A 25160-nucleotide genomic window follows, 5' to 3' on the forward strand; every position below is an offset into this window, starting at 1 on the left:
CGCGCGCGGCGCCGCGCGGGCCAGCGCCCGCGCGGCCTGATCGGCGAGGGATTCGTCGCGGGCGCTGACGATCAGCGCCGCCAGCCGCCCGAAAGGCGGCCAATGGCCGGGCCGGCGCAAGGCCGCCTCCTGGGCGAGAAACCCGGCCAAATCGCCCGAGAGCAGCGCCGCGATCACCGGATGGGCGGGGTCGTAGCTTTGCAGCAGCACCCGCCCCGGCGCCCCGGCCCGGCCCGCGCGGCCCGCGACCTGGTGCAGCATCTGCACGGTGTGTTCGCCCGCCCGCAAATCCCCGCCGGTAAGGCCGAGATCGGCATCCACCACCCCCACCAGGGTGAGATGCGGAAAATGCCAGCCTTTCGCCACCATCTGCGTGCCGATGAGGATGCCGATTTCCCGGGCGAGGATACGCCGCGCCGCCTCGGCGGCCTGGGCGGGGCCCGCGATCACGTCCGAGGCCATCACCAGCGCCGGCGTTTCTGGAAACCGCTCGGCCACCTCCTCGGCGATGCGCTCCACCCCTGGGCCGACCGGCACGAAACTCCCCTCCGCCGCGCAGGCCGGGCATTGCTCCGGGCGCCGCATGGTGAAACCGCAATGATGGCAGGAGAGGCGCGGCGAAGCGCGGTGCTCCACCAGCCAGGCCGCGCAATGCGGGCAGGAGAGCCGGTGGCCGCAGGCGCGGCATAAGGTAAGCGGGGCGTAGCCGCGCCGGTTGAGAAACAGCATGGCCTGCTCCCCGCGCGCCAGCGTCTCGCGCATCGCCGCCACCAGCGGGGGGGAGAGAAAGCGGCCACGCTCGGGCGGGTGCAGCCGCAAATCCACCGCTTGCACCTCCGGCAGCGCCGCGCCGCCATGGCGGATGGGCAGATGCAGCCATTTATACCGGCCTTGGGCGGCGTTCTCCGCCGTTTCCAGGCTGGGCGTGGCGCTCACCAGCACCGCCGGGCAGGCGCAGAGCTTGGCCCGCACCACCGCCATGTCGCGGGCGTGGTAGGTTACCCCATCCTCTTGCTTGAAGGCGGTCTCATGCTCCTCATCCACCACCACGAGGCCGAGCGCGGGAAAGGGCAGAAACAGGGCCGAGCGCGCCCCCACCACGATCTCCGCCCTGCCCTCGGCCACCGCCCGGAAGACGGCGCGGCGCCGCGCCGGGGTGAGGGCGGAATGCCAGAGAAGGGGCGGCGCGCCGAAGCGGGCCTCGAAACGGGTGAGCATCTGCACGGTGAGCGCGATTTCCGGCAGCAGCACCAGCGCCTGGCGGCCCGCCCGCAGGACCGCCGCCACCGCCTCCAGATACACCTCGGTCTTGCCTGAGCCGGTAACGCCCTCCAGCAGCGTCACGGCAAAACCGCCCGAGGCCACATCCGCCGTCAGGGCCGCCGCCGCCGCCGCCTGGGCGGGGGAGAGATCCGGGCCGGGCCGGGCGGCCGGGTCCGGCCGGGCAGGCGGGTTTTTAATAAGGCGTTTGGAGGGGGGCGCCAGCAGCGACTCCTTCACCGTCAGCGCCAGCACATCGCCGCGCGGCGCCAGGGTATAGGCCGCCACCCAGTCGATGAAACGGCGCAGGCTCTCCGGCAAGGGCGGGAAGGCGAGCGCCTCCGCCACCGGGCGCGTCTTCACCGCCGCGTCCGGCGCGTCCTCCCACACCGCCCCCGTCACCAGCCGCCGCCCAAGCGGCACACGCACCAGCGCGCCCGGCAAGAGCGGAAAGGCGGTTTCATAGGTGAAAGCCTTGTCGAATTTATAGAGAAGCAGGACGCTGACGCGGCTTGTCCGGGAGGGGGGCTCCATGCTGTATGCTCTTAAACCAGAGAGCCTGCCCAGCGGAAAGCCATCCATGAAATTCTTTGTCGATACCGCCGAAATCAGCGAAATCCGGGAGCTCGCCGCCACCGGGCTTTTGGACGGCGTGACCACCAACCCCTCCCTCATCGCCAAATCGGGCCGCAAGGTTCTGGAGGTCATCGCCGAGATCTGCGAGATCGTCCCCGGCCCGGTGAGCGCCGAGGTCGCCGCCACTGACTACCGGCAGATGCTGGCCGAGGCGGCGGTGCTGCGCAAAATCGCCCCCAATGTCGCCATCAAGGTGCCGCTGACGCCGGACGGGCTGAAAGCCTGCCACGCCCTCGCCCAGGAGGGGGTGATGGTCAACGTGACGCTCTGCTTCTCTCCGGCCCAGGCGCTGCTGGCGGCCAAGGCCGGAGCGGCGTTCATCTCCCCCTTCATCGGCCGGCTGGACGATATCGGCCATGACGGCATGGAGCTGATCGCCGATATCGTGCAAATCTATGGCAATTACCCCGCCCTCAAAACCGAGGTGCTGGCCGCCTCCATCCGCCACCCCATCCATCTGATCGAGGCAGCGAAGCTGGGCGCCGATATCGCCACCATTCCGCCCGCCGTCATCCGCCAGCTTTACCTTCACCCGCTGACCGATAAGGGGCTGGCCGCCTTCCTCAAGGATTGGGCGGGTACCGGCCAGAGCATTGTCTGAGGCGCTGCTGGCCGAATATCGCGGCTGGCTTGGCGGGGAGTGCCGGGCCGGGGCGAAGACCGTGGAAACCTATGCCCCCGACGTGCGCGCCTTTCTCGCCTTCTGCGCCGAGCATACGGGCGAGGCGGTGACGCCCGGCCTGCTGGGCGGGTTGCGCGCCGCCGATTTCCGCGCCTTCCTCGCCCGCGCCGCCCTGCGGGGCGATGTCAACGCCACCCGCGCCCGCAAGCTCTCCGCGCTCAAGAGCCTCTACCGCTATCTGCGCCGCCGGCACGGCGTTGACGACGCGCAGCTTTCGCTGATCGCCCGGCCCAAGCCGAGGCCGCCTCTGCCCAAGGCCCTGCCGCCCGCCGACGCGCTGCGCGTGGTGCGGGAGATCGGCGAGGATGCGGATGAGCCCTGGATACAGGCGCGCGACACGGCGCTGATGGCGCTGCTCTATGGCGCGGGGCTGCGCATCGCCGAGGCGCTGGCGCTCGATATCGGCGACCTGCCGGCGGCGGATGGCGCCCTGCGTGTCACCGGCAAGGGCAATAAGCAACGGATCGCGCCGCTGCTGCCCGCTTTGCGCGCCGCCCTCGCCGCCTGGCTGGCGCTCCACCCCAACCCCGGGCGGGGGGAGCCGCTTTTCATCGGCGCGCGGGGCGGCAGGCTGAACCCGGGGGTGGCGCAAAAGCGCCTGCGGGATTTCCGCCGCCTGCACGGCCTGCCCGAGCACGCCACGCCCCACGCGCTACGCCATTCCTTCGCCACCCATCTGCTGGCGGGCGGGGCGGATCTGCGCTCCATCCAAGACCTGCTGGGCCATGCCAGCCTCTCCACCACCCAGCGTTATACGGAGGTGGAGGCAGGCCAGCTTCTGGATATCTGGCGCCGGGCGCATCCCCGCGCCTGAGACCCCGCAAACGAAAACCGCCCCGCCGGGAGGCGGAGCGGCTCATCGAAACGAAAGGGAGCGGCTGGTCAGGCGGCCTCGACCTCGACGCCCTGCATTTGCGCGGCCCGCGCGGCCAGCGCGGCGCGGATGGCGTGCGGCACCTGCCGGTGAGATTTGGCGCGGGGATACTCCATCTCCGCAATGGCCTCATCCGGCGCGGTGCGCGCATCCCAATTATGGAAATTGAGCCGGTCGATATTGTCGAGGAAGGTCTCCGAGGGCACGCCCTCGGCCAGGAGCAGCTCATGCCCCGCCAGCTCGACATGATAATAGGTGAACATCTCCGGCACGCTCTCATCGCGGATGATGCTGGTGCCATTCACCAGCGCGCCCGCATTCACCAATATACCATCCATGAAAACGGCATGGTCGGGAGAAAGAAGCAGGTCGCGCGCGGGCAGGTTCTCGCCCAGCGCCCCGGCCTTGATGCGGATGGGCAGCACGCGCAGAGGGTCGGCGAAGCGGGTGGAAACCGCGCTATGGCCCACCCAGCGGACCGCCGCCTCCCGGCCATCGGCCAAGCGCAGCACGGTGCTGGCGCGGATATCCTCGACCGCGATCTCCCCCTCCGGCGTGGCGATGAGCGTGCCGGCATAGAAGCACGGGACGATGCCGGGAGACGGATCGATGGTTACGGTAAAGTGGGAACCGGAGCCGGATTCGACGACCGTCAGCGGGCCGGAGTGCCCTTGTGTATAGGTTCCCGCGGGCAGTGGCGTGGCTCCGGTGGCAAGATTAACGGTAGAGGTCGCGATCGCTTTGCCAGTGGACCCATATAGCGTGATGGTCTGGGAGATGATCTTGCCAAAAATATTCTTGTTGTTGGTGATATTGTAGCTCGTGCAGGCGGAAGACAGGTTCTGGTATTGAATCTTGTCGACCGCGGCATCGAAACTATTGATATTAAGGCCATTGATTAGGCCAATAAAGGCACCGCCCGCGTTTTCGACAAAGGTGCCGCCGCCCTGCCCAAAATTAATCGTGGTGTTGTCAAGGACATTAAGAAGGGCATTGCCGTTGGAAAACGTCCCGCCATCGGTCAGGTTCACCGTCATTCCGCTCAATGCGGCCACACCGTCTGCGGCGGTAGCACTGCCGCCCTGCACCTCGATCGTGAGATTGGAAAGAAGAGAGCTCTCCGTATTAATCGTTGCGGTCCCACCAACATAAATCGTGGTGTTGCTGGCAAAAGAGCCTTCGATCTCTACCCGGCCCGAAATACCTGGCGGAATGACAACAACTGGAGATGCGAAAGCACTACCGAGATGGATCGTTCCATTCCCGGTTAGTACCGCAGCGGGAGAAATTTCCTTAACGGGCGCTCCCGACGGAACCCCCATCTCAAAAATTTGCAAAGTATAACTTTTTAGATTGCCAAAAAGCCCGTATTCGGGGGTTAACTCATAGCTGACCCCACCGGCATTTGGCCCAAAACTCAATTTTGCGCTCACCATATGAGAAAATCTCCTCTTTTTTGATAAGGAGTCGCTAGCAGGCGCAGGAATGAAAATCAAAAACTATTTGGGTTTTCTTATTTTTTAGATGCTTTTTTAGAAATTCTTGATTATTTGGCCGCCGCTTTTTGCCGGTTGTGCGCACATTCAGCCCATGGCAGGACGAGGGTTGAGATCGCGCCCGCGCGACATTCGCTTGAAGGACCAGAAACGATGCCGCTGCCCCCTGCCGCCCCGCGCCAGCTCGCCCATATGCGCGACATCAGGCTTCGCGGGTATTTTCGGGAGGATGGGCAAATCGAGGTCGAAGCGCGGCTGACCGATGTCAAACCCGGAAATATCTGGACGATTAGCGATTATCCTGTGGCCGGGGGCGAGCCATTGCACGACATGTGGATCAGGCTGACCTTGACGATGGAGGAGCTGGAGATCACCGCCTGCGCGGCGGTGACGGATGCGGCGCCGATGCTCGATTTATGCGCGCGGGCCCCGCTGGGAATGGAGAGGCTGGTGGGCTTGCGCATCGGCAAGGGCTTCATCAAGGAAGCGATGGCCCGGCTCGCCGGGGATGCGGGCTGCACCCATTTGCGGGAGTTGCTGCAGCCGCTCGCCACCACCGCCATCCAGACGCGCTATGGCGTGGCCATGGGCCACCTTCAGTCTCTGGATGAAAAGCAAGAGGCGGTGCGGCGTCTCATCGGCAGTTGCCACACCTATGGGGAAACGAGCCCGCTGGTGACCGCGCTGCTCGCCGGCATGGAGCCTGTGGAGGGGAAATAAGCGGAACCGGCGCGCCAAGGCTTCCGCAACGTCATTATGGTCTTGCTGCCGCCCAGACCCTATGTTACTGCCCCGCCGAGCCTGATCAGAGGCATTATATTTCAGAGCGCGGCAACTTAACGTCAACAAAGGCGGGCAGATTTGGTCGATATCACCGGCACATCCCTCAACGGCCTGGCGGCGCGCTACGCGGCGGCTCTCTACACGCTCGCCTCGGAGCAGGGCGCGCTGGATGAGACGGCCGAGCAGATGCGGGCGCTGGGGCGCCTGATCAAGAAAAGCCCGGCCCTGGCGGCGCTGATCGCCAACCCGCTCATCGATGCCGCCGCAGCCGCCCGGGCGCTGGACGAGGCGTTGGCCGGGCAGGGCGTCTCCAAGCTCGTGCGCAATTTCGTGGGCGTCGCCGCGGCCAATCGCCGCTTGCGGGATCTGCCGATGCTGATCGAGGGATTCGCGGCCTATGAGGCGGCGCGGCGCGGCGAGATCGTCGCCCATGTCACCACCGCCCACCCGCTGAGCGAGGAGCAGCGCCGCCAGTTGCGCCAGCGCCTGGCCGAATCCGGTTATGGCAATGTCCGGCTCGCCGAGCACCAGGACGAATCGCTGCTCGGCGGCCTCAAGCTGCAGATCGGCGACAGATTATACGACGCCACACTCAAATCACGCCTGAACCGGCTCAATTATTCTCTAAAGGGAGCTGCCTGAGATGGAGATCCGTCCCGCCGAAATCTCCGAGATTCTGAAGCGTCAGATCGCGGATTTCGACACCGAAGCCAATGTGGCCGAGACCGGCCAGGTTCTCTCCGTGGGGGACGGCATCGCGCGCGTGTTCGGCCTCGCCAATGTGCAGGCCGGCGAGCTGGTGAATTTCCCCGGCGCGGGGCTGAAGGGCATGGCCCTCAACCTGGAAACCGACAATGTCGGCATCGTCATTTTCGGCAGCGACAAGGCGATCCGCGAGGGCGACACCGTAACCCGCACCGGCGAGATCGTCGATGTGCCGGTGGGCAAGCAATTGCTCGGCCGGGTGGTGGACGCGCTGGGCAACCCGCTGGATGGCAAAGGTCCGGTGATTTATGCCGAGCGCCGGCTGGTGGAGACCAAGGCGCCCGGCATCATCCCGCGCAAATCTGTGCATGAGCCGATGCAGACCGGCATCAAGGCCATCGACGTGCTGGTCCCCGTCGGCCGCGGCCAGCGCGAGCTGATCATCGGCGACCGCCAGACCGGCAAGACCGCGCTGATCGTCGACACCATCATCAACCAGAAGGCGGTCAACGCCACCGGGGATGAGAGCAAGAAGCTCTATTGCATCTATGTCGCCGTCGGCCAGAAGCGCTCGACCGTCGCCCAGCTGGTGAACACGCTGGAGGAGTACGGCGTGATGGAATATTCCATCGTCGTCGCCGCCACCGCCTCCGACCCAGCGCCGATGCAGTATCTCGCCCCCTATACCGGCTGCACGATGGGCGAGTATTTCCGTGATAACGGCATGCACGCGCTGATCGGCTATGACGACCTCTCCAAGCAGGCCGTGGCCTACCGCCAGATGTCGCTGCTGCTGCGCCGCCCGCCGGGACGCGAGGCCTATCCGGGTGACGTGTTCTATCTGCATTCCCGCCTGCTGGAGCGCGCGGCCAAGATGTCCGACGAATACGGCGCGGGCTCGCTGACCGCCCTGCCGGTGATCGAGACCCAGGCGGGCGACGTATCGGCCTATATCCCGACCAATGTCATCTCCATCACCGATGGCCAGATCTTCTTGGAGACGGAGCTGTTCTTCAAGGGCATCCGTCCGGCCATCAATGTCGGCCTCTCGGTCTCGCGCGTCGGCTCCGCCGCGCAGATCAAGGCGATGAAGCAAGTGGCGGGCAAGATCAAGCTAGACCTCGCCCAGTTCCGCGAGATGGCGGCCTTCGCCCAGTTCGCCTCCGACCTCGACCCCGCCACGCAGAAGCTGCTGGCGCGCGGCGCGCGGCTGACCGAGCTGCTCAAGCAGCCGCAATTCAAGCCGCTCTCGGTGGCAGAGCAGGTGGTCTCCGTCTTCGCGGGCACGCGGGGCTATCTGGATAACGTGCCGGTGGACAAGGTCACCGCCTTCGAGGCGCATCTCCTGGCGAGCATGAAGGCGACGGCCCCCGAAATTCTGCAAACCATCGAGACGGACCAGCAGCTGAAACCGGAAACCGAGAAGACGCTGATCGAGTTCATCGAAGCCCAGCTCCGCAGCTTCGGGTGAAGCCATGCCCTCGCTGAAAGACCTGCGCAACCGGATCAACAGCGTCAAATCCACGCAGAAGATCACGAGCGCGATGAAGATGGTGGCGGCGGCCAAGCTCCGCCGCGCCCAGGCCCAGGCCGAGGCCTCCCGCCCCTACGCGGTGCGGATGGCTGAGATGCTCGCCGCCCTCGCCGCCTCCGAGGCGGAAAACCCCAACGCGCATCGGCTGCTGGTCGGCAACGGTAAGAGCCAGACGCATTTGCTGGTGGCGGTCACCGCCGATCGCGGGCTGGCGGGCGCCTTCAACGCCAATATTGCCAAGCAGGTGCGCCAGAAGGCCGCCGGGCTGATCGCCGAGGGCAAGACGGTGAAGATTCTCGCCCTGGGCCGCAAGGGCGGCGAGGCGCTGCGCCGCGACATGCGCGAGCGGCTGACCGGCACCCGCAATTTCGCGGCCAGGAAAACCGTGGCCTTCGAGGACGCCGAGGATGTCGCCCGCGACCTTATACGCGGCTTCCGGGCGGGCGAATACGACGTGGTGACGCTGATTTTCAACCGGTTCCACAACGTGATGAGCCAGCGCCCCTTCGAGCAGGCTCTGATCCCCGCCGCCCAGCCCGGCGCCAATGACAACCAGGCCCGCGCCGCGGCGATGGAGCATAATTACGAGATCGAGCCGGATGACGGGACGCTGCTCGACCGGCTGCTGCCCCGCAATCTCGCGGTGCAGATTTATGCCGCGCTGCTGGAAAACGCCGCCGGCTTCTACGCCGCGCAGATGACCGCGATGGACAGCGCCACGCGCAACGCGGGCGAGATGATCAAAAAGCTGACCCTCAGCTATAACCGCGAGCGGCAGGCCAACATCACCAAAGAGCTGATTGAAATCATTTCCGGCGCGGAAGCCGTTTGAGGACTGAAGAGAGATGACAAGCAACAATACCGGTCGAGTGACGCAGATCAACGGGGCGGTCGTCGACGTGGAGTTCGACGGCGCGCTGCCCTTCATCCAGAACGCGCTGGAGACCAAGGTGGGCGAGCGCCGCCTGGTGCTGGAGGTGGCGCAGGAGATCGGCGAGCGCACGGTGCGCTGTATCGCCATGGACACCACCGATGGCATGGTGCGCGGCCAGAGCGTTACCGATACGGGCGCCTCCATCACCGTGCCGGTGGGGCCGGGGATACTCGGGCGCATCCTCAACGTCATCGGCGAGCCGATTGACGAGCGCGGGCCGATCCCGGCCGCCGCCCATAGCCCGATCCATCGGGACGCCCCCTCTTTCGAGGAGCAGGCGGGCTCGGCGGAGATCCTCGTCACCGGCATCAAGGTGGTCGATCTGCTCGCGCCCTATCTCAAAGGCGGCAAGGTCGGGCTGTTTGGCGGCGCCGGAGTGGGCAAAACCGTCATCATCCAGGAACTCATCAACAACATCGCCAAGGGGCATGGCGGCGTCTCCGTCTTCGCCGGGGTGGGGGAGCGCACCCGCGAGGGCAACGACCTCTACTATGAAATGGTCGATGCCGGCGTCATCAAGCTGAACGAGCATGATACCGAGGGTTCCAAGGTGGCGCTCGTCTACGGCCAGATGAACGAGCCGCCGGGCGCGCGCGCGCGCGTCGCCCTTTCCGGCGTCACCATGGCCGAGTATTTCCGCGACCAGGGCGGCCAGGATGTGCTGTTCTTCATCGACAACATCTTCCGCTTCACCCAGGCGGGCGCGGAAATGTCGGCCCTGCTGGGCCGCATCCCCTCCGCCGTGGGCTACCAGCCGACCCTGGCGACGGATATGGGCGCGTTGCAGGAGCGCATCACCTCCACCAAGAAAGGCTCGATCACCTCCGTCCAGGCCGTGTACGTGCCCGCCGACGATTTGACCGACCCGGCCCCCGCCACCACCTTCGCCCATCTCGACGCCACCACGGTGCTCAACCGCGCCATCGCCGAAAAAGGCATCTACCCGGCGGTGGACCCGCTGGATTCGACCTCACGCTCGCTCGACCCCCGCATCGTCGGCGACGAGCATTACCAGGTGGCGCGCGACGTGCAGCGCGTGCTGCAAACCTATAAATCCTTGCAGGACATCATCGCCATTCTCGGCATGGACGAGCTTTCCGAGGACGACAAGCTGATCGTCGCCCGCGCCCGCAAGATCGAGCGTTTCCTCTCCCAGCCCTTCCATGTGGCGGAGGTGTTCACCGGCACGCCGGGCGTGTTCGTCAAGGTCGAGGATACGATTCGCGGCTTCAAGGGCATCGTCAAGGGCGAGTACGACCACCTGCCCGAGGCTGCGTTCTATATGGTCGGCACCATCGAGGACGCGGTGGCCAAGGCCGAATCACTGGCGGCGAAGGCTTGAGCCATGTCCTTGGCGCTGGAAATCATTAGCCCGGAGCGGCTGCTCCTGGCCCGTGATGTGGATATGGTCGTCATCCCAGGCACGGAGGGCGATCTCGGCATCCTGCCTGGTCACGCCAAGCTGGTCACCAGCCTGCGCGGCGGGCTGGTCGATCTTTACGAGGCGGGCGCCGTCACTGACCGGTTTTTCGTCACCGGCGGCTTCGCCGAGGTCACGGAATCGCGCTGCTCGGTGCTGGCCGACACCATCATCCGCCAGGCGGAGATCGACAAAGCCAAGGCGGAGGCCGAGCTGAGCGCGGCGCAAGCGGCCTATGCCGCTGTGGATCTGACCGATGCCGATGCGTATCGCGAGGCCTCGGACAGGCTGATCGCGGCCCAGGCGATGGTCGATAGCGCCCTCCCCTCGCCAAGCCCGGCCAAGCCTTAAACCCCACCCCGCGCGGCGCTTGCGCGCCGGCGCGTTTGGCCGTAACCCCAGCGCAGTTTCTGGGAGATCTCAACCATGTCGTACCGGGTCGCGGTCGTGGGCGCTACTGGCGCGGTCGGCCGGGAAATTCTCAAAACCCTTGCCCAACGCAACTTTCCGGTTCGCGAGGTGGCGGCCCTGGCCTCGGGCCGGTCCGCCGGGCAGGAAGTGTCCTTCGGCGAGGACAAAGTGCTGAAAGTGCAGAACCTGGAGAGTTTCGACTTCTCCGGCTGGGATATCGGCCTGTTCTCTCCCGGCGCCTCGGTTTCCGCCATTCATGCCCCGCGCGCCGCCGCGCAGGGCTGCGTGGTCATCGACAACACCTCGCAATTCCGCATGGAACCGGACGTGCCGCTGGTGGTGCCGGAGGTCAACCCGCAGGATCTCGCGAAATTTGCGAAACGGAACATCATCGCCAATCCGAATTGCTCGACCATCCAGATGGTGGTGGCGTTGAAGCCGCTCCACGACCGCTTCAGGCTCAAGCGCGTCGTCGTCTCAACCTACCAATCCGTCTCCGGCGCGGGCAAGGAGGGGATGGACGAGCTATACCACAACACCAAAATCTCCTTCGTCAACGAAAAGGCCCGGCCGCAGGTCTTTCCCAAGGACATCGCCTTCAACGTCATCCCGCAGATCGACGTGTTCATGGATGACGGGGCGACGAAGGAGGAGTGGAAAATGATGGTCGAGACGGCGAAGATCCTCGATCCCGCGGTGAAGGTGGTGGCGACCTGCGTGCGGGTGCCGGTCTTCGTCGGCCATTCCGAGGCGGTATTTGCCGAGTTCGAGACGCCGGTGAGCGTGAAGGAGGCGCGCGCGGCGCTGGCCAAGGCGCCTGGCGTGGTGGTGGAGGACCAGCGCGTGCCGGGCGGCTATATCACGCCCATCGACTGCGTGGGCGAGGACGCGACCTTCATCTCCCGCCTGCGCAGGGACCCGACGGTGGAGAACGGCCTCGCCTTCTGGTGCGTCTCGGATAATCTGCGCAAAGGGGCGGCGCTCAACGCAGTGCAGATCGCCGAGGCGCTGGTGGCGCGCAAACTGCTCCGCCAGGCCGCCTGACGCTACCGCCGGGCAAGGTAGGCCGCCGCCGCCAGCAGGCACAGCGGCAAGACCAGACCGGCGGCGGGGGCGGCTGGCGAGCGCAGCGCCGCCAGCGTCACCATCAGGCAAAGCGCCACCGCCACAACATGGCGCGCATCCCCGAATAGGGTTTTGAACAAACCGCGCATCAGGGCCGCGCCCTTGTCCCGGCATAAAGCCGGATGAGGGCGAGCCCGCCCATCGCGTAAAAAGCCAGAAGCGCGATGAGCGTGGCATCGCCCAACGGCCAGCGATAGCCGAGCGCCTCCAGCGTCCAATACGTGCCGAAGCTGAGCAGCGCCGCGCCCACCAGGAACTTGATGGCGTTCTCGGGCACCCGCGCCAGGGGCTTATGCAGCGCCGCGCCCATGGCGGCCACCACGGCGAGGGCCAGCAAGGCGGCCAAGGCGGCGGCGGCGAGATGGCCGGTCTGCACCCCCAGCGTGACCACGATGAACCAGACCTCCAGACCTTCCAGCAGCGTGCCGTTGAAGGCGACGAGCCAGGCGGCGCGGCGGTCGTGCAAATCCGCGCGTCCCCGCAAGGCCTTGAATTCCGCCGCCTCGTCGTGGAGCGCCTTCAGCCCGGCGCCGCGCGCCACCGCCTTGGCCAGCCAGCGCAGGCCAAAGAGGAGAAGGAAGACACCGATGAGGAGTTGCAGAACCCGCAGATCCTGGATGCGGGTGAGGAGAAAACTCCCCGCCGCGGTAAGCGCCGCCAGCGCCGCCAGCGCCGCGCCCATGGCTTGCAGGGCCCGGCCCCAGCCTATGGAGAGAGCAACGGCGAGAATGATGGTATAGGCTTCCACCCATTCGACCGCCGCCGTGAGAAAAACGGCGAGAAGCATGCCCGTCACGCCATCAGCTCCTCTGGCTGGTCGTGGCCGCAAGCGGCCATCACCAGCGGGACCAGCGCCCGGTACTCCCCGGCGCGGGGGCTGCCCGCCCGCCAAGCCAAGGCGAGGCTGCGGCCGCCATGCCCTTCCAGCGCCCGGATCTCAACCCCGGTGCCCGCCGCCACCCCGGCCTCCACCGCCAGGCGCGGCACCAGCGTGACGCCAAGCCCGCCCGCGACCATCTGGATGAGGGTGTGCAGCGAGGTCGCGGCGAAACGCTGTTCCTTGTCTCGTGGCAGGCCGGTGCCGCACACCGCCAGCACCTGGTCGCGCAGGCAATGCCCGTCCTCCAGCAGCAGGAAGGATTCGGCGGCCAGGTCCGCCATGCTCACGCCGGCCCGCGCCGCCAGAGCATGGCCGGGGGGCAGCGCCACCATGAAATCATCCCTCACCAGGGGGAAGGTCTCGGCATCGCCACAGGCGCAGGGCAAGGCCAGGATCAGCACATCCAGCAGCCCGGCCTCGAGCTGGTCGAGCAGGCGCTCGGTCTGGTCCTCGCGCAGAAAGAGGCGCAGGGCCTGATGATGCGCCCGCAGCGCGGGCATCAGCCGGGGCAGCAGGAACGGGCCGATGGTGGGGATGATGCCAAGCCGCATCGGGCCGGACATCGGCGCGCGGGCCGCATCCGCCGCCTCGGCGATGGCGGAGAGGGAGGCGAGCGCGGCGCGCGCCTTGGCCACCAGCTCATGCCCCAGCGGGGTGAAAACCGGGTGCTTGGCGACGCTGCGGTCGAGGATCTGGGCGTTCAGCGTCCGCTCCAGCGCCAGGATTCCGGCCGAGAGGGTGGATTGCGACACCGCGCAGGCGGCGGCGGCCCGGCCGAAATGCCGGGTCTCCGCCAGCATCACCAGATAGCGAAGCTGCTGGGGGCTGGGCAGATAGGCCATGGACCGCCCTGTCAGGCGGCCTTCGCCGCTTCCACCGGGGTGAGGCGGATGAGATAATCAAAGGCCGAGAGCGCGGCCTTGGCGCCGTCCCCCGCCGCGATGATGATCTGCTTATAGGGCACGGTGGTGGCGTCTCCCGCCGCGAACACGCCCGGCAGCGAGGTCTCGCCGCGCGCATCCACCTCGATCTCGCCGCGCGGGGTCAAGGCCAGCGCGCCTTTCAGCCACTCGGTATTCGGCACGAGGCCGATCTGCACGAATACCCCCTCCAGCTCCACGCGATGAATGGCGCCGGTGTTGCGGTCCTCATAGGAAAGGCCGGTGACCTTCTCGCCATCGCCATGAACCTCAGTGGTGCGGGCCGAGACGATGATGCTGGCATTCGCCAGGCTGCGCAGCTTGGCTTGCAGCACCGCGTCCGCGCGCAGCTGCGGGTCGAATTCGATCAGCGTGAGATGGGAGACAAGGCCCGCGAGGTCGATCGCCGCCTCGACGCCGGAATTGCCGCCGCCGATCACCGCCACGCGCTTGCCCTTGAAAAGCGGACCGTCGCAATGCGGGCAATAGGCCACGCCTTTCAGGCGGTATTCGGCCTCGCCGGGCACGCCCATCGTCCGCCAGCGCGCGCCGGGAGAGAGAATGAGGGTTTTGGATTTGAGTGTCGCGCCGCTCACCGTCCGTACCTCATAGAGCCCCCCCTTCTGGGCGGGCGGCACGAGAGTGGTGACGGTCTGCCCCTTCATGATGTCCACGTCATAGTCACGGGCGTGCTGCTCCAGCGCGGCCGCGAATTTCGGCCCCTCCGTATAGGAGACCGAGACGAAATTCTCGATCGCCATCGTGTCCAGCACCTGGCCGCCGAACCGCTCCGCCACCACGCCGGTGCGTATGCCCTTGCGCGCCGCGTAGATGGCGGCCGCCGCCCCGGCCGGGCCACCGCCCACCATCAGCACGTCGAACGGCTCCCGGGCGGAGAGCTTCTCCGCATCGCGCGCGGCGGCGCCAGTGTCGAGCTTGGCGAGAATCTGCTCGATATCCATGCGCCCCTGGCCGAACGGCTCGCCGTTCAGGAATACGGCGGGCACGCCCATCACCTTGCGCTCCTCCACCTCGCGCTGGAAGGCGGCGCCATCCACCGCCACATGGGTGATGTTGGGGTTGAGGATGGCCATGAGATTGAGAGCCTGCACCACATCCGGGCAGTTCTGGCAGGATTGGGAGAAATAGGTGACGAAATCGTACTTGCCCGGCAGGGATTTGATCTGTTCGACCACCTCCGGCGCGACCTTGGGCGGATACCCCCCGGTTTGCAGCAGGGCCAGCACCAGCGAGGTGAATTCATGCCCCATCGGCAGCCCGGCGAAGCGCACGCCCCGCCCCCCTCCCGCCTTGCGGATCTCGAAGGACGGCACACGCTGATCGGCCCCGTCCAGCCGGAGCGTGATCTTGTCGCTCTGCGCCACGATATCTTCGAGCAACCCGCGCAGCTCCTGGGAGAGCGGGCCGTCATCGAGGCTCGCCACCAGCTCGATGGGCTCGGCGATGCGGGCCAGATAGGCCTTCAACTGACCTTTGAGATTATCGTCCAGCATAGGGGAAATCCTTTCGCCGCCCGCTCGCAGCGGCGGGAGTGAATATGGGAAGCGGGCCAGCGCGGAAAGAAAATCCCGCGCTGGCCGGGGCGGTCAGATCTTGCCGACCAGATCGAGGGACGGCGCCAGGGTCTTTTCGCCCTCATGCCATTTGGCGGGGCAGACCTCGCCCGGATGGGCGGCGACGTATTGGGCGGCCTTGACCTTGCGCAGCAGCTCCTTGGCGTCCCGGCCGATGCCGCCGGCATTGATCTCGATGATCTGGATCTTGCCATCAGGATCGACGACGAAAGTGCCGCGATCCGCCACGCCCGCATCCTCGATCAACACATCGAAATTGCGGGAGATGACATGGGTCGGGTCGCCGATCATGACATATTCGATTTTCTTGATCGCCGGGGAGGTGTCGTGCCAGGCCTTGTGGCAGAAATGCGTATCGGTCGAGACGGAATAGATCTCGACGCCCAGCTTCTTGAACTCGGCGTAATTATCGGCGAGATCCTCCAGCTCGGTGGGGCAGACGAAGGTGAAATCGGCCGGGTAGAAGAACACGACCGACCATTTCCCCTTGAGGTCAGCCTCGCTGACGGTGACGAATTTGCCGTTATGGAAAGCCTGCGCCGTGAAGGGCTTCACTTCGGTATTGATGAGCGACATGGGATATCCTTCCGTTTGTTGAATCTCAACGAAAGGCGTTATAGCCAACTCCGTAGCATGAATAAAATTGATTTTATGTGATACTATGATCGATTGAAACGATGACCGCTTAAACGATCTTGCCCTCGAAAGGCGGCAGATAATCCGCCGCGTCGAATTCCAGCACCCATAGATCAGGGTCGAACCTGACTTGGCGGGCGATATACTCATCCACCACGGCTTCCGCCACCGGCTCGGGCCCGGTGGCGCGCATCCAGGCCAGATCGCCGTTCATGTCCCGGAACTGGCTGAGGACCATGCAACCGGTGCGGCCATGCAGCTTCACCAGCACACCGCCCGCATCCGCGTCGCCCTTGCGCACCACCACGCCCGGCTTGCCATCCAGCATGCCCAGCCGCAACGCCGCCGAGACCCAAACTCCCGCCTTGATCCTGGCCTCGGCCATGGTAATGCCTACCTTTCGTAACCCCGCCCCGGCCTGTTCCGCCGGTCCGCGGGTCTTGACGTTCAACCGCAAGAGTCTGGAGTCGTCCGTATGTTCCACCCGCTCCGCGTTGCCCTCGCCGCCGCCGCGCTCGTCATCCTCACCCAAGCCGCGCAGGCCGCCGATAAGATCACCTTCGGCCTGGATTGGATCGCCGAGCCCGAATATGGCGGCTATTACGAGGCGCTGGCGGAAGGCCTTTACAAAAAGGCCGGGCTGGATGTCACCATCTATCCGGGCGGGCCGCAAGTAAACACCGCCCAGCTGCTGATCTCCGGCAAGCTCGATTTCGAGATTAGCTCCAACGCCTTCCTGGCGTTGAACTTTGTTCAGGAGGCCATCCCCTACAAGGTCATCGCCGCGGGATTCCAGAAAGATCCGGATTGTCTCATCGCCCATCCCGGCCAGGGCAATGATTCCTTCGCTGATCTGAAAGGCAAGCCGATCGCCATCTCCACCAATACCAGGGCAAGCTGGTGGCTCTTTCTCAAATCCAAATACGGCTATTCCGATTCGCAGCTGCGGCCCTACGGGTTTTCTCTCACACCGTTTCTCGCCAACAAGAAAGCGATCCAGGAAGCCTATGTCACCTCCGAGCCCTATCTCGTGCATCAGGCCACCGGCAAGTGGCCGGTGGTTCTGGCGCTGCCGGATGCCGGGTTCGACGGCTATGCCAGCCTCATCGCCACCAGCGACGACATGATCCAGAACCATCCGGACGTGGTGCGGCGCTTCATCGAAGCCTCCGCCCAGGGGTGGTATGATTTTCTCTATAAAAATCCCGCTCCCGCCTTCGCCGCCATCAAGGCCGCCAATCCGGATATGAGCGACGGGCTGATGCAATTCGCCTACGGACAGTTGAAGTCGCGCGGCATCGTCGATGCGGGCGACACCAAGTCGCTCGGCATCTTCGCCATGACTGATGCGCGCTGGGCCAGTTTCTTCCACCAGATGGTCAAGGCCGGGCTGTATGACCCGGGTTTAAATTATAGGGCCGCCTATACGCTGCAATTCATCGATCATGGCCGCCCGCAAGGTTATTGATGTTCGCCCTGCGGCAGGTCGCGAAACGCTTCGATAACGGCACGGAGGCATTGGCGGAGGTCACCGCCGAAATCGCGCCGGGCGAGTTCATCGTTCTGCTCGGGCCATCGGGCTGCGGCAAATCCACCCTGCTGCGCCTGCTGGCCGGGCTGGAAAGCCCGAGCGGCGGCGAAATCGATTGGGGGCATGGCGGCAAGCCTGCCCCGGGCGAGATCGGCTATGTCTTTCAAGACCCTACCCTCCTGCCCTGGGCGGATGCGGCGGCCAATGTGGCGCTGCCCCTGAGGTTGCGGGGCGTGGCCGAGGCGCAAGCCCGGGCGCGGGCGGAAGCGGCGCTGGCGCAGCTGGGGCTGGGGGAGTTTGCCGGGATGCGGCCGAGGGGGCTTTCAGGAGGGATGCGGATGCGCGTCTCCATCGCCCGGGCGCTGGTGGGCGAGCCGGAATTATTGCTGATGGACGAGCCGTTCGCCGCCCTCGACGAGCTGACCCGCCAGAAATTGCAAGCGGATGTCCACGGTCTTTGGCGGCGCAGCGGCAAAACGGTGGTGTTCGTGACCCATTCGATCTACGAGGCCGCTTTTCTCGCCAGCCGCATCCTGATGATGTCGCCCCGGCCGGGGCGGATCGCCCAGGACTTCCGCCCCCGCCTGCCGGAGGGACGGGAGCGGCGCACGAGCGAGGCCTATTTTCAGCTTGTCGCCAGCCTCCAGGCCAGCGTCGAGCGGATCATGGCGCCATGAGCCGGCGGAGCGAGCGCCTGGCGCCGTTCGCCTTCGGCCTGTTGGCGCTGGCGCTGTGGCAGGCGGGGGTCTGGGTCACGCAAACGCCCGCCTATATCCTGCCGGGGCCGCTCGCCATCGCCCGCGCGCTTTACCAGGCGCGGGCCGCCCTGGGCGCGGGGCTGCTCTCCACCTTGGGGGTGACCTTCGCGGCGCTGGGCATCTCGGCCATCCTCGGCGTTCTCCTGGCCCTGGGCATGGCGGCGAGCCCCTTGCTGCGCGCCGCCATCCAGCCCTGGGCCGTCATCCTCCAGGTCACGCCCATCGTCGCCATCGCGCCGCTCATCATCCTCTGGGTCGGCCAGCCATTCTTCGCCCTGGTGATCTGCGCCGTTCTCGTCGCCTTTTTCGCCGTGCTTTCCAACACCGCCGCCGGGCTGGCCGCCACCCCGCCCGAGCTGCTGGATCTCTTCCGGTTGAACGGCGCCACCCGCTGGCAAACCCTGTTCTGGCTCTCCCTGCCCCATGCCCTTCCGTATTTTTTGAGCGGGCTGCGCTTGGCGGGCACGCTGGCGCTGGTGGGGGCGGTGGTGGCGGAGTTCGTGGCCGGGTCGGGCGGCTTTGCCTCAGGCCTGGCCTGGGAGATCATCGAGGCCAGCTACAGGCTGCAAATCCCGCGCATGTTCGCCGCCCTCTTCCTGCTCGGCGGGGCGGGAATCGCCATCTATGCCGGGTTCGGCCTGGTCGAGCGCATCGTGTTGTCCAAACGGGACTCGCCGTGATACGGAGACGGCCATGACCAGCGCGACGGAAAAGAAACGCAGCAAGGGCCAGACAGCCTATGAGCAGGAGCGCGCCCGCAAGGCGGGCATGAGCCTGGAGGAATGGCTGAAGCGCAAGGCGAAGCAGGCGGAGGACGAGGCGCAGAAGGCGAAGCCGAAACCTGAGAAGAAGAAAGGGCTGATCTCACGCCTCCTGGACAAGGCGCATAAACCCCTCTGAACGGAAACGACTCAGCTTTCGTCCGGGTCCGGGGCGGCGGGATGCACCCGCCGCGCGCGCAGCTTGCGGATGCGCCGGGCATCCGCGTCGAGAACGAGAAACTCCACACCTGAGGGGTGAGTGATGATCTCGCCGCGCGCGGGGACCCGCTCCGCCAGGTTGAACACCAGGCCGCCGACGGTTTCGATGTCAGCGGCGCGTTCGCTCTCGGTGAGCACGGGGCCGAGCTTTGCCTCGAATTCCTCGATGGGAAGGCGGGCGTTGAGGTCATAGGCGCCATCGGCCCGCTCGACCAGCATCGGGCCTTCGATCTCGTCATGCTCGTCGGAGATGTCGCCGACGATGGTTTCCACCAGATCCTCGATGGTCACCAGCCCGTCTATGCCGCCATATTCATCGACCACCAGAGCGAGATGAGTATGGGTCTGGCGCATTTGCAGCAGCAAATCGAGCACCGCGATCTGCGGCGCGACCATTAGCGGCTTGCGCAGGATTTTCTCGACCGAAAAATCCTCCGGCTTGCCGGTAAAGCCGAATACATCCTTGATATGCACCATGCCGGCGACGTCATCGAGATATTCGCGATACACCGGCATGCGGGAATGGCCTTCCTTGCGGATCAAGGCCAAGGCCTCGTCCAGGGTGACATCCACCCGCATCGCCACGATATCGGGACGGGGAACCATCACGTCATCGGCGGTGATGTCGCGCAGGCGCAGCACATTGGCGATCAACGCCCGCTCCTGCGCGTTCAGATCCAGCGATTCGCCCGGCGCCGGTTCGCTCTCCCCCCGGTTTTCCGGCTGCTGCACGAGTTCCGCGATGGAGTCCCGCACCGATTGCTCCTGGCTGCGCAATTTGCCCAGCAGGCGGGTCAGCGCGTTGCTCATCGGTTTTTCCATGGGTTGGGAACGCCCAGCCGGCTCAGGATGCGGGTTTCCTCCGCCTCCATTTCCCTAGCCGCGCCGGGATGGTGATGGTCGTAGCCTTGTAGATGGAGCGCGCCATGGATGAGAAGATGGCTGAGATGCCGGGCGAGGCTCTTGCCCTCCCGCCGGGCCTCGCGCGCCACGACGCCGAAGGCCAGCAGAATCTCGGGCGGCTGTTCGTAGGTCAGCACGTTGGTGGGCTTGTTTTTGCCGCGGTCGCGGAAATTCAGCCGCCGCACCGTGCGGTCGTCGGTCAGCGCCACGCTCGCAGCGCAACCGGCCGCGGCGAGAGCGCGCCGAACCCGGAGCAGAACATCCGGCACGCGGGCGCGCCAACGCCGGTCGGTGATGACAATCTCCACCCCCCGAGGGGGGCCGGGACTTTCAGGATCGTCCATGGCTAGGCGGTTTGTTGCCGGGGGGCGCGCCGTGAGTCAACCTTGCCGCTCGCGCGCCTGCTCCTTCACCGCCTTGTAACGCTGATCATAGGCCTCGACGATCCGCGCCACCAACGGATGGCGGACGACATCGGCATTGGAAAACCGGGTCACGCCGATGCCGGGTATCCCTTCCAGCGTTTCCAGCGCGTCCGCCAGGCCGGAGCGTATATTGGGCGGCAGATCGATCTGCGACAAATCGCCCGTGATGACCATACGCGTCCCCTCCCCCATGCGGGTCAGGAACATTTTCATCTGCACCGGGGTGGTGTTCTGCGCTTCATCGAGGATGACGAAGGCATGGGCAAGGGTCCGCCCGCGCATGAAGGCGAGCGGGGCGATCTCCACCTCCCCGCTGGCCAGACGCTTGGCCAGCTGTTCACCGGGCAGCATGTCGTTCAGAGCGTCGTAAAGCGGGCGGAGATAGGGATCGACCTTCTCCTTCATGTCGCCGGGGAGAAAGCCCAGCCTCTCGCCCGCCTCCACCGCCGGGCGGGAGAGGATGATCCGGTCCACCCTGCCGGCGGTCAGCATTTCCACCGCCTGGGCGACGGCGAGATAGGTCTTGCCCGTGCCGGCCGGGCCGAGGCCGAACACCATCTCGTGTTTCGCCAGGGTTTCCATATAGGCGGCCTGGCCTTGGCTGCGCGGGCCGATCGCGCCTTTGCGGGTGCGGATGGCCGGCATGTCCGCGAGCGGCAAGCGGGGCTCGGCCGCCGGGTCCGTCAGCCGCAACACGGCGTCCACTTTGGGGCCGTCGATCATCTCGCCCTCCTCAAGCTGCCGGTAGAGCGTGGCCAGCGCCGCCTCCGCCGCCGAGACCTGCGCCGCCGTGCCGGTGATCGAGATCCGGTTGCCTCTACAGGCGAGACGAACCCCCAACCTTTGTTCGATCCGGGCCAGATGGCGGTCGTGATCTCCCAGCAGCATGGAGAGAAGCGCATTGCTGCCGAACGTCATGGTGAGCGAGCGCGGCAGCGCGAGCGGGGCGGAGGCGGGGGTGACGATGATCTGGCTCAAGCGGCGATTTGCTCCTTACTTACAATCTGGCCTGCCAAAGAATTGGGGTTGGCCCGGGTGATTTTCACCCTGCCTATGGTGCCGGTGAGGTTGGCCTGGTGCTCAACCACCACCGGCTGCAACCAAAGGGAGCGCCCGGCGCTCTGCCCGGCGTGCCGCCCGGGGCCGGTAAAAAGCACCGGCGTTTCGCGCCCCACCAGCGCCGCGTTGAAAGCGGCTTGCTGGGCGCGCAGCAGGGCCTGTAATTGCTGGAGCCGGGCGTCTTTGACCGCCTCCTCGATCTGGGGCAGCGCCGCCGCCGGCGTGCCTGGGCGCGGCGAATATTTGAAGGAATAGGCCAGGGCGAAGCCCGTCTCCTCCACCAATCGCATCGTCGCGGCGAAATCCTCCTCCGTCTCCCCGGGATGGCCAACGATGAAATCCGAGGACAAGGCGATATCGGGCCGCACGGCGCGCAGCGCCTCGACGATGCGGCGAAACTCATCCGCTTTGTGCTTGCGGTTCATGGCGCCGAGGATCTTGTCCGACCCGGATTGCACCGGCAAATGCAAAAAGGGCATCAGCTTGGGATTATCCCCGTGGGCGGCGATGAGATCCTCCGTCATCTCATTGGGGTGGGAGGTGGTGTAACGCAGCCGCTCCAGCCCTTCGATCTCGGCGAGGGCGTAGAGCAGCCGGGCCAGGCTCCATTCCCCGCCATCCGGCCCTTCGCCATGATAGGCGTTGACATTCTGCCCGAGCAGGGCGATCTCCCGCGCCCCCTGCGCCACCATCCGCCGCGCCTCGGCGATGACGCCCGCCGCGGGGCGGGAGGCCTCCGCCCCGCGCGTATAAGGCACCACGCAGAAGGAACAGAATTTGTCACAGCCTTCCTGGATGGAAAGGAAAGAGACGACGCCTTGCGGCGCCGCGTCATCTGGCAAGTGGTCGAATTTCTGTTCCGCCGGAAAATCCGTGTCGATCACCACCCCCTGGCGGCGGTGCGCGGCGGCGATGAGTTCCGGCAGCCGATGATAGGCCTGGGGGCCGACCACGAGATCGACAAACGGGGCGCGGCGGGCGAGCACCTCGCCCTCCGCCTGGGCCACGCAGCCGGTAACGGCGATCATCATGGCCCCGCCCTGCCCCTCCTTCATTTTCCGCAACCGGCCGAGCTGGGAGAATACCTTCTCCTCGGCCCGCTCGCGGATATGACAGGTATTGAGGATGACCATATCCGCCCCCTCCGGGGCGTTCACCACCCGATAGCCCAGAGGACGCAGCAGGTCCGTCATCCTGGCGCTGTCATAGACGTTCATCTGGCAGCCATGGGTGATGACGTGCAGGGTGCGAGGAGATTTGGCTGAAGATGTCATACGGTTTGGTCCATCCGGTTCATCCGGATGGAGAAACGCAAGGCGGACCCGCAGGTCAAGCGCAAGGCTTGAAATTTCTCCTCAGCATAGCGCCATTCGGCAACAGGCGGCCGCGCCGTGTCAAGAAAATTTATGACATATCTCCTTTGGATTATCCGGATCTGTCGCGTCGAGACGCGCAACTTTGCTGCAGCCGCACCGGCAGCCGCCCTCAATCCCGATAGGCGCATTCACTTCGGCTGCGGCGTGGGAAGCATTGCGGCGATCATCATAGCAACGCCTTCTCCGCCGGCAGGCGGACGCGGTCACGGTGGAGTTCGAGGCGGCATGCAGAATAGGGGGCGATGACCGGGAAATCGATCTCGATTCCGGGACGGAGCCAGACGGAGGGTGGCTATACCGCCTCGGGCTCCGTGATATCCACCATGAACTCCGCCGTCAGGCTTTCAAGGGCGGCCCGGACGTCATGTATGCTCAGGCCGGCGGGCAGGCCGAGCCGGATGAGGGCGCGGAACATCTCCGCGCCGGTAAAGGGCGCGCTTTGGATATGAGAGGAAAATTCCTCGATATTGGCGCCCAATCCGCGCAGCGTCTCCGTCACCTCACGCACGATGCCCGGGCGATCATTTCCTACCAATTCAAACGTCATTTCCCGCGCCGGGGGCGCGGGAGCCGCGCCGGGCAGAACCTGGACGGTGAGACCCTCGCCCGACAGGGCGGCAAGCGAGGCCGCCAGCGCCTCCGCCTGCTCATCCGCGACCCGAACCAGGACGATGCCCGCGAACACGCCCGCCAAATGGGCGAGGCGGCTTTCCAGCCAGCTGCCGCCCATGGCGGCGATGCGCACCGAGAGGCTGTTAACCAGGCCCGGCCGGTCCATCCCGGCCAGGCTTACAACGAGAGAGGCCACAGACTCAGCGCTGGTTGCGCTGACCGAAAAGCTGCAACAGAAACATGAAGAGATTGATGAAGTTCAGATAAAGCTGCAGCGCGTCATAGACGGAGCGCTTGGCTGCCATGTCCACGCCATAGGTGGAACCGAACTGGATATAATCGGTCTTGATCCGCTGCGTGTCGTAGGCGGTGAGGCCGAGAAAGATGAACACGCCCAGGATGGACACCGCAAAGGCGATGGCCGGAGAATGCAAAAAGATATTCACCACCATGGCAACGAGAATGCCGATGAGCCCCATGAAAAAGAAGGCGCCCCAGCTGGTGAGGTCACGCCCGGTCACGTAGCCATAAAGGCTGGTGGCGGCGAACATCGCGGCGGTGACAAAGAAAACCGAGGCGATCGAGGTGGCGGTGTAGATGACGAAGATATTCGTCATGGACGCCCCCATCACAGCGCAAAAAATCCAGAACAGGGCTTGCGCGGCAGTGGTGGAGAGCCGGTTGACGCCAAAGCTGAGCACCATGACGAAAGCCAGCGGCGCGAAAATCGCGATATAGGCGAGAATGGTGGGATGCACCGCCATGCCGCCCGCCGTTTGCACCGGCTGGTAGAACAGATTCATCAAGGCGGTGTGGGAGATGGCGAACGCCACCAGACCCGTCAGCACCAGGCCGGACGCCATCCAGTTGTAAACGCGCAGCATATAGGCGCGCAGTCCCGTATCCAGCGCGGCGCTGCCATAGGCGGCATAGCCGGCCTGAACAGGGCGGTACGATTGGTTCGGGTTAAAAGCCATCGGGGTTGTTGCTCCTAAAGAACGCCCAATACGGGCACTACGTATGATTCGCAGGTTTTCCCCGGTTTTCAAGGGGAATGAGCGGTGCGGGTCATCACCATTGCGCTACAAATTGTAAGGCGGGGCCGCGCCTTCAGCGCCGCCACCACCCGGTTTTTTTCGTAGCCGCCGCCTCGCCCGCGCCGATCACGACGGGCTTGACCGCCGGCTCCGCCGGCCCGCCTTCCGCCTCAGCGGTTTCCAACCGCGCCTCGCTGGCCTCGGCCTCGGGCCGGGGGGTGGGAGCCGAACGCTCTCCTTCCGCTCCTTCCGCCGGAGGCGCTGCGGCCTCCTTGCGTTTGCGCGGCGCGCGCTTGGGGGGCGCCGGCTTCGGCTCTCCGCCATCCGCTTCATCCGCCGCCGCGCGTTTGCGGGGGGCGCGGCGTCGCTTGGGCGCCTCGGGCGCCTCGGACGCGGGGGGTTCCGGTTCTGGCGCTTCGGCCACCAGCTCTGCCGGGGAAGCCGTTTCCGGCACGGTGCTCTCATCCCCGCCAAACGCGGCGGCCAAGGCCAAATCCAGCTCAGACGGCGAGGCCGCCTCCGCCGCCGGGGGCGGTTCCGGTTCTGCCGCCGGCATGGGCTCCGCGCCGCGGCTCTCGCCCCGGCGGC

27 protein-coding genes and 1 pseudogene are annotated in these 25160 nt (G+C 65.7%); 13 read left to right on the plus strand and 15 right to left on the minus strand.

Annotated elements, in window-relative coordinates; translation table 11 throughout:
- Positions 1–1794: primosomal protein N' (gene priA, locus M7H45_RS00485; protein WP_298213605.1), on the minus strand; the 1794-nt coding region annotated here is incomplete at its 3' end.
- Positions 1795–1840: 46 nt separating this feature from the next.
- Here priA and fsa point away from each other — a divergent pair.
- Together fsa and M7H45_RS00495 are read left to right on the plus strand one after the other, a co-directional pair.
- Entirely contained in the window at positions 1841–2497 is a 657-nt protein-coding gene (fsa, locus tag M7H45_RS00490) for a fructose-6-phosphate aldolase (RefSeq protein ID WP_298213607.1), read from the plus strand.
- On the plus strand, positions 2490–3392 hold the full coding sequence (locus M7H45_RS00495; RefSeq protein ID WP_298213609.1) for a tyrosine-type recombinase/integrase: 903 nt from the start codon (positions 2490–2492) through the stop codon (positions 3390–3392). Before fsa ends, M7H45_RS00495 begins: the two co-directional genes overlap by 8 nt.
- Before the next feature lie 68 nt (positions 3393–3460).
- Here M7H45_RS00495 and M7H45_RS00500 read toward each other — a convergent pair whose 3' ends face one another.
- A complete protein-coding gene (locus tag M7H45_RS00500) occupies positions 3461–4888 on the minus strand; it encodes a Hint domain-containing protein (RefSeq protein ID WP_298213611.1) in 1428 nt (475 codons plus the stop codon).
- A 213-nt stretch (positions 4889–5101) separates the two neighbouring features.
- Between M7H45_RS00500 and M7H45_RS00505 the strand changes: the two genes are divergently transcribed.
- From M7H45_RS00505 to M7H45_RS00535, 7 genes are all read left to right on the plus strand, one after another.
- Positions 5102–5668: a DUF2889 domain-containing protein gene (locus M7H45_RS00505; RefSeq protein WP_298213613.1), complete on the plus strand. Its 567-nt coding sequence runs from the start codon at positions 5102–5104 to the stop codon at positions 5666–5668.
- A 141-nt stretch (positions 5669–5809) separates the two neighbouring features.
- Positions 5810–6373: an ATP synthase F1 subunit delta gene (gene atpH / locus M7H45_RS00510; protein ID WP_298213615.1), complete on the plus strand. Its 564-nt coding sequence runs from the start codon at positions 5810–5812 to the stop codon at positions 6371–6373.
- Between the two features lies 1 nt (position 6374).
- Positions 6375–7907 (plus strand): F0F1 ATP synthase subunit alpha, encoded by a 1533-nt coding sequence (gene atpA, locus M7H45_RS00515; protein WP_298213616.1) that lies wholly within the window; start codon positions 6375–6377, stop codon positions 7905–7907.
- Between the two features lie 4 nt (positions 7908–7911).
- Positions 7912–8802: a F0F1 ATP synthase subunit gamma gene (locus M7H45_RS00520; RefSeq protein ID WP_298213618.1), complete on the plus strand. Its 891-nt coding sequence runs from the start codon at positions 7912–7914 to the stop codon at positions 8800–8802.
- 13 nt (positions 8803–8815) lie between these two features.
- The gene (atpD, locus tag M7H45_RS00525) at positions 8816–10246 is read left to right on the plus strand and encodes a F0F1 ATP synthase subunit beta (protein ID WP_298213620.1); all 1431 of its coding nucleotides are present in this window, start codon (positions 8816–8818) and stop codon (positions 10244–10246) included.
- A 3-nt stretch (positions 10247–10249) separates the two neighbouring features.
- Positions 10250–10675: an ATP synthase F1 subunit epsilon gene (atpC, locus tag M7H45_RS00530; RefSeq protein WP_298213621.1), complete on the plus strand. Its 426-nt coding sequence runs from the start codon at positions 10250–10252 to the stop codon at positions 10673–10675.
- Positions 10676–10750: 75 nt separating this feature from the next.
- On the plus strand, positions 10751–11779 hold the full coding sequence (locus tag M7H45_RS00535) for an aspartate-semialdehyde dehydrogenase (protein WP_298213623.1): 1029 nt from the start codon (positions 10751–10753) through the stop codon (positions 11777–11779).
- 2 nt (positions 11780–11781) lie between these two features.
- On the opposite strand, the gene M7H45_RS00540 is transcribed toward M7H45_RS00535, so the two are convergent.
- From M7H45_RS00540 to M7H45_RS00565, 6 genes are all read right to left on the minus strand, one after another.
- Positions 11782–11949 (minus strand): hypothetical protein, encoded by a 168-nt coding sequence (locus tag M7H45_RS00540; protein WP_298213625.1) that lies wholly within the window; start codon positions 11947–11949, stop codon positions 11782–11784.
- Positions 11949–12647, minus strand: coding sequence for a hypothetical protein (locus M7H45_RS00545; RefSeq protein ID WP_298213651.1), 699 nt, complete (start codon positions 12645–12647; stop codon positions 11949–11951). Before M7H45_RS00545 ends, M7H45_RS00540 begins: the two co-directional genes overlap by 1 nt.
- A 5-nt stretch (positions 12648–12652) precedes the next feature.
- Entirely contained in the window at positions 12653–13582 is a 930-nt protein-coding gene (locus tag M7H45_RS00550; RefSeq protein ID WP_298213627.1) for a hydrogen peroxide-inducible genes activator, read from the minus strand.
- A gap of 11 nt (positions 13583–13593) precedes the next feature.
- Complete coding sequence (gene ahpF / locus M7H45_RS00555) at positions 13594–15174, minus strand: alkyl hydroperoxide reductase subunit F (protein ID WP_298213629.1); 1581 nt, start codon at positions 15172–15174, stop codon at positions 13594–13596.
- Positions 15175–15267: 93 nt separating this feature from the next.
- Positions 15268–15831: an alkyl hydroperoxide reductase subunit C gene (gene ahpC / locus M7H45_RS00560; RefSeq protein WP_298213631.1), complete on the minus strand. Its 564-nt coding sequence runs from the start codon at positions 15829–15831 to the stop codon at positions 15268–15270.
- Positions 15832–15940: 109 nt separating this feature from the next.
- Positions 15941–16276: a DUF1491 family protein gene (locus tag M7H45_RS00565; RefSeq protein ID WP_298213653.1), complete on the minus strand. Its 336-nt coding sequence runs from the start codon at positions 16274–16276 to the stop codon at positions 15941–15943.
- A 90-nt stretch (positions 16277–16366) separates the two neighbouring features.
- Between M7H45_RS00565 and M7H45_RS00570 the strand changes: the two genes are divergently transcribed.
- From M7H45_RS00570 to M7H45_RS00585, 4 genes are read left to right on the plus strand one after another with little or no spacing between them, the layout of a single operon-like run.
- Positions 16367–17359 (plus strand): ABC transporter substrate-binding protein, encoded by a 993-nt coding sequence (locus M7H45_RS00570; protein WP_298213633.1) that lies wholly within the window; start codon positions 16367–16369, stop codon positions 17357–17359.
- Positions 17359–18099, plus strand: coding sequence for an ABC transporter ATP-binding protein (locus M7H45_RS00575; protein WP_298213634.1), 741 nt, complete (start codon positions 17359–17361; stop codon positions 18097–18099). Before M7H45_RS00570 ends, M7H45_RS00575 begins: the two co-directional genes overlap by 1 nt.
- Positions 18096–18860 carry an ABC transporter permease gene (locus tag M7H45_RS00580; RefSeq protein ID WP_298213636.1) on the plus strand — a complete coding sequence of 255 codons (765 nt, stop codon included), beginning with the start codon at positions 18096–18098 and terminating at the stop codon, positions 18858–18860. Before M7H45_RS00575 ends, M7H45_RS00580 begins: the two co-directional genes overlap by 4 nt.
- Positions 18861–18873: 13 nt before the next feature.
- Positions 18874–19080: a hypothetical protein gene (locus M7H45_RS00585; protein ID WP_298213638.1), complete on the plus strand. Its 207-nt coding sequence runs from the start codon at positions 18874–18876 to the stop codon at positions 19078–19080.
- A gap of 11 nt (positions 19081–19091) precedes the next feature.
- On the opposite strand, the gene M7H45_RS00590 is transcribed toward M7H45_RS00585, so the two are convergent.
- The 7 genes and pseudogenes from M7H45_RS00590 to M7H45_RS00620 form a co-directional block, all read right to left on the minus strand.
- On the minus strand, positions 19092–19970 hold the full coding sequence (locus M7H45_RS00590; protein WP_298213640.1) for a hemolysin family protein: 879 nt from the start codon (positions 19968–19970) through the stop codon (positions 19092–19094).
- Positions 19967–20407, minus strand: a complete 441-nt coding sequence (gene ybeY / locus M7H45_RS00595) for an rRNA maturation RNase YbeY (RefSeq protein ID WP_298213642.1) — start codon at positions 20405–20407, stop codon at positions 19967–19969. The genes M7H45_RS00590 and ybeY overlap by 4 nt, the downstream gene beginning before the upstream one ends.
- A gap of 36 nt (positions 20408–20443) precedes the next feature.
- Positions 20444–21466, minus strand: coding sequence for a PhoH family protein (locus M7H45_RS00600; RefSeq protein WP_408832224.1), 1023 nt, complete (start codon positions 21464–21466; stop codon positions 20444–20446).
- On the minus strand, positions 21463–22821 hold the full coding sequence (miaB, locus tag M7H45_RS00605; RefSeq protein WP_298213644.1) for a tRNA (N6-isopentenyl adenosine(37)-C2)-methylthiotransferase MiaB: 1359 nt from the start codon (positions 22819–22821) through the stop codon (positions 21463–21465). The genes M7H45_RS00600 and miaB overlap by 4 nt, the downstream gene beginning before the upstream one ends.
- A 394-nt stretch (positions 22822–23215) precedes the next feature.
- Positions 23216–23731 carry a glycine cleavage system protein R gene (locus M7H45_RS00610; RefSeq protein WP_298213646.1) on the minus strand — a complete coding sequence of 172 codons (516 nt, stop codon included), beginning with the start codon at positions 23729–23731 and terminating at the stop codon, positions 23216–23218.
- A gap of 4 nt (positions 23732–23735) precedes the next feature.
- Positions 23736–24512, minus strand: coding sequence for a Bax inhibitor-1/YccA family protein (locus tag M7H45_RS00615; RefSeq protein ID WP_298213648.1), 777 nt, complete (start codon positions 24510–24512; stop codon positions 23736–23738).
- A 133-nt stretch (positions 24513–24645) separates the two neighbouring features.
- A pseudogene (locus tag M7H45_RS00620) lies at positions 24646–25160 on the minus strand (ribonuclease E/G); the annotation flags it as partial.

It is taken from the genome of Acidocella sp. (assembly GCF_027352905.1).
GTDB lineage: Bacteria > Pseudomonadota > Alphaproteobacteria > Acetobacterales > Acetobacteraceae > Acidocella.

What these genes read in the sequence shown, in the direction of transcription:
- fsa (WP_298213607.1), top strand. Translation starts at nt 1,841, where the DNA reads ATGAAATTCTTTGTCGATACCGCCGAAATCAGCGAAATCCGGGAGCTC.
- M7H45_RS00500 (WP_298213611.1), bottom strand. Translation starts at nt 4,888, where the DNA reads ATGGTGAGCGCAAAATTGAGTTTTGGGCCAAATGCCGGTGGGGTCAGC.
- M7H45_RS00505 (WP_298213613.1), top strand. Translation starts at nt 5,102, where the DNA reads ATGCCGCTGCCCCCTGCCGCCCCGCGCCAGCTCGCCCATATGCGCGAC.
- atpA (WP_298213616.1), top strand. Translation starts at nt 6,375, where the DNA reads ATGGAGATCCGTCCCGCCGAAATCTCCGAGATTCTGAAGCGTCAGATC.
- M7H45_RS00520 (WP_298213618.1), top strand. Translation starts at nt 7,912, where the DNA reads ATGCCCTCGCTGAAAGACCTGCGCAACCGGATCAACAGCGTCAAATCC.
- atpD (WP_298213620.1), top strand. Translation starts at nt 8,816, where the DNA reads ATGACAAGCAACAATACCGGTCGAGTGACGCAGATCAACGGGGCGGTC.
- atpC (WP_298213621.1), top strand. Translation starts at nt 10,250, where the DNA reads ATGTCCTTGGCGCTGGAAATCATTAGCCCGGAGCGGCTGCTCCTGGCC.
- M7H45_RS00535 (WP_298213623.1), top strand. Translation starts at nt 10,751, where the DNA reads ATGTCGTACCGGGTCGCGGTCGTGGGCGCTACTGGCGCGGTCGGCCGG.
- M7H45_RS00540 (WP_298213625.1), bottom strand. Translation starts at nt 11,949, where the DNA reads ATGCGCGGTTTGTTCAAAACCCTATTCGGGGATGCGCGCCATGTTGTG.
- M7H45_RS00545 (WP_298213651.1), bottom strand. Translation starts at nt 12,647, where the DNA reads ATGCTTCTCGCCGTTTTTCTCACGGCGGCGGTCGAATGGGTGGAAGCC.
- M7H45_RS00550 (WP_298213627.1), bottom strand. Translation starts at nt 13,582, where the DNA reads ATGGCCTATCTGCCCAGCCCCCAGCAGCTTCGCTATCTGGTGATGCTG.
- ahpF (WP_298213629.1), bottom strand. Translation starts at nt 15,174, where the DNA reads ATGCTGGACGATAATCTCAAAGGTCAGTTGAAGGCCTATCTGGCCCGC.
- ahpC (WP_298213631.1), bottom strand. Translation starts at nt 15,831, where the DNA reads ATGTCGCTCATCAATACCGAAGTGAAGCCCTTCACGGCGCAGGCTTTC.
- M7H45_RS00565 (WP_298213653.1), bottom strand. Translation starts at nt 16,276, where the DNA reads ATGGCCGAGGCCAGGATCAAGGCGGGAGTTTGGGTCTCGGCGGCGTTG.
- M7H45_RS00570 (WP_298213633.1), top strand. Translation starts at nt 16,367, where the DNA reads ATGTTCCACCCGCTCCGCGTTGCCCTCGCCGCCGCCGCGCTCGTCATC.
- M7H45_RS00575 (WP_298213634.1), top strand. Translation starts at nt 17,359, where the DNA reads ATGTTCGCCCTGCGGCAGGTCGCGAAACGCTTCGATAACGGCACGGAG.
- M7H45_RS00580 (WP_298213636.1), top strand. Translation starts at nt 18,096, where the DNA reads ATGAGCCGGCGGAGCGAGCGCCTGGCGCCGTTCGCCTTCGGCCTGTTG.
- M7H45_RS00585 (WP_298213638.1), top strand. Translation starts at nt 18,874, where the DNA reads ATGACCAGCGCGACGGAAAAGAAACGCAGCAAGGGCCAGACAGCCTAT.
- M7H45_RS00590 (WP_298213640.1), bottom strand. Translation starts at nt 19,970, where the DNA reads ATGAGCAACGCGCTGACCCGCCTGCTGGGCAAATTGCGCAGCCAGGAG.
- ybeY (WP_298213642.1), bottom strand. Translation starts at nt 20,407, where the DNA reads ATGGACGATCCTGAAAGTCCCGGCCCCCCTCGGGGGGTGGAGATTGTC.
- miaB (WP_298213644.1), bottom strand. Translation starts at nt 22,821, where the DNA reads ATGACATCTTCAGCCAAATCTCCTCGCACCCTGCACGTCATCACCCAT.
- M7H45_RS00615 (WP_298213648.1), bottom strand. Translation starts at nt 24,512, where the DNA reads ATGGCTTTTAACCCGAACCAATCGTACCGCCCTGTTCAGGCCGGCTAT.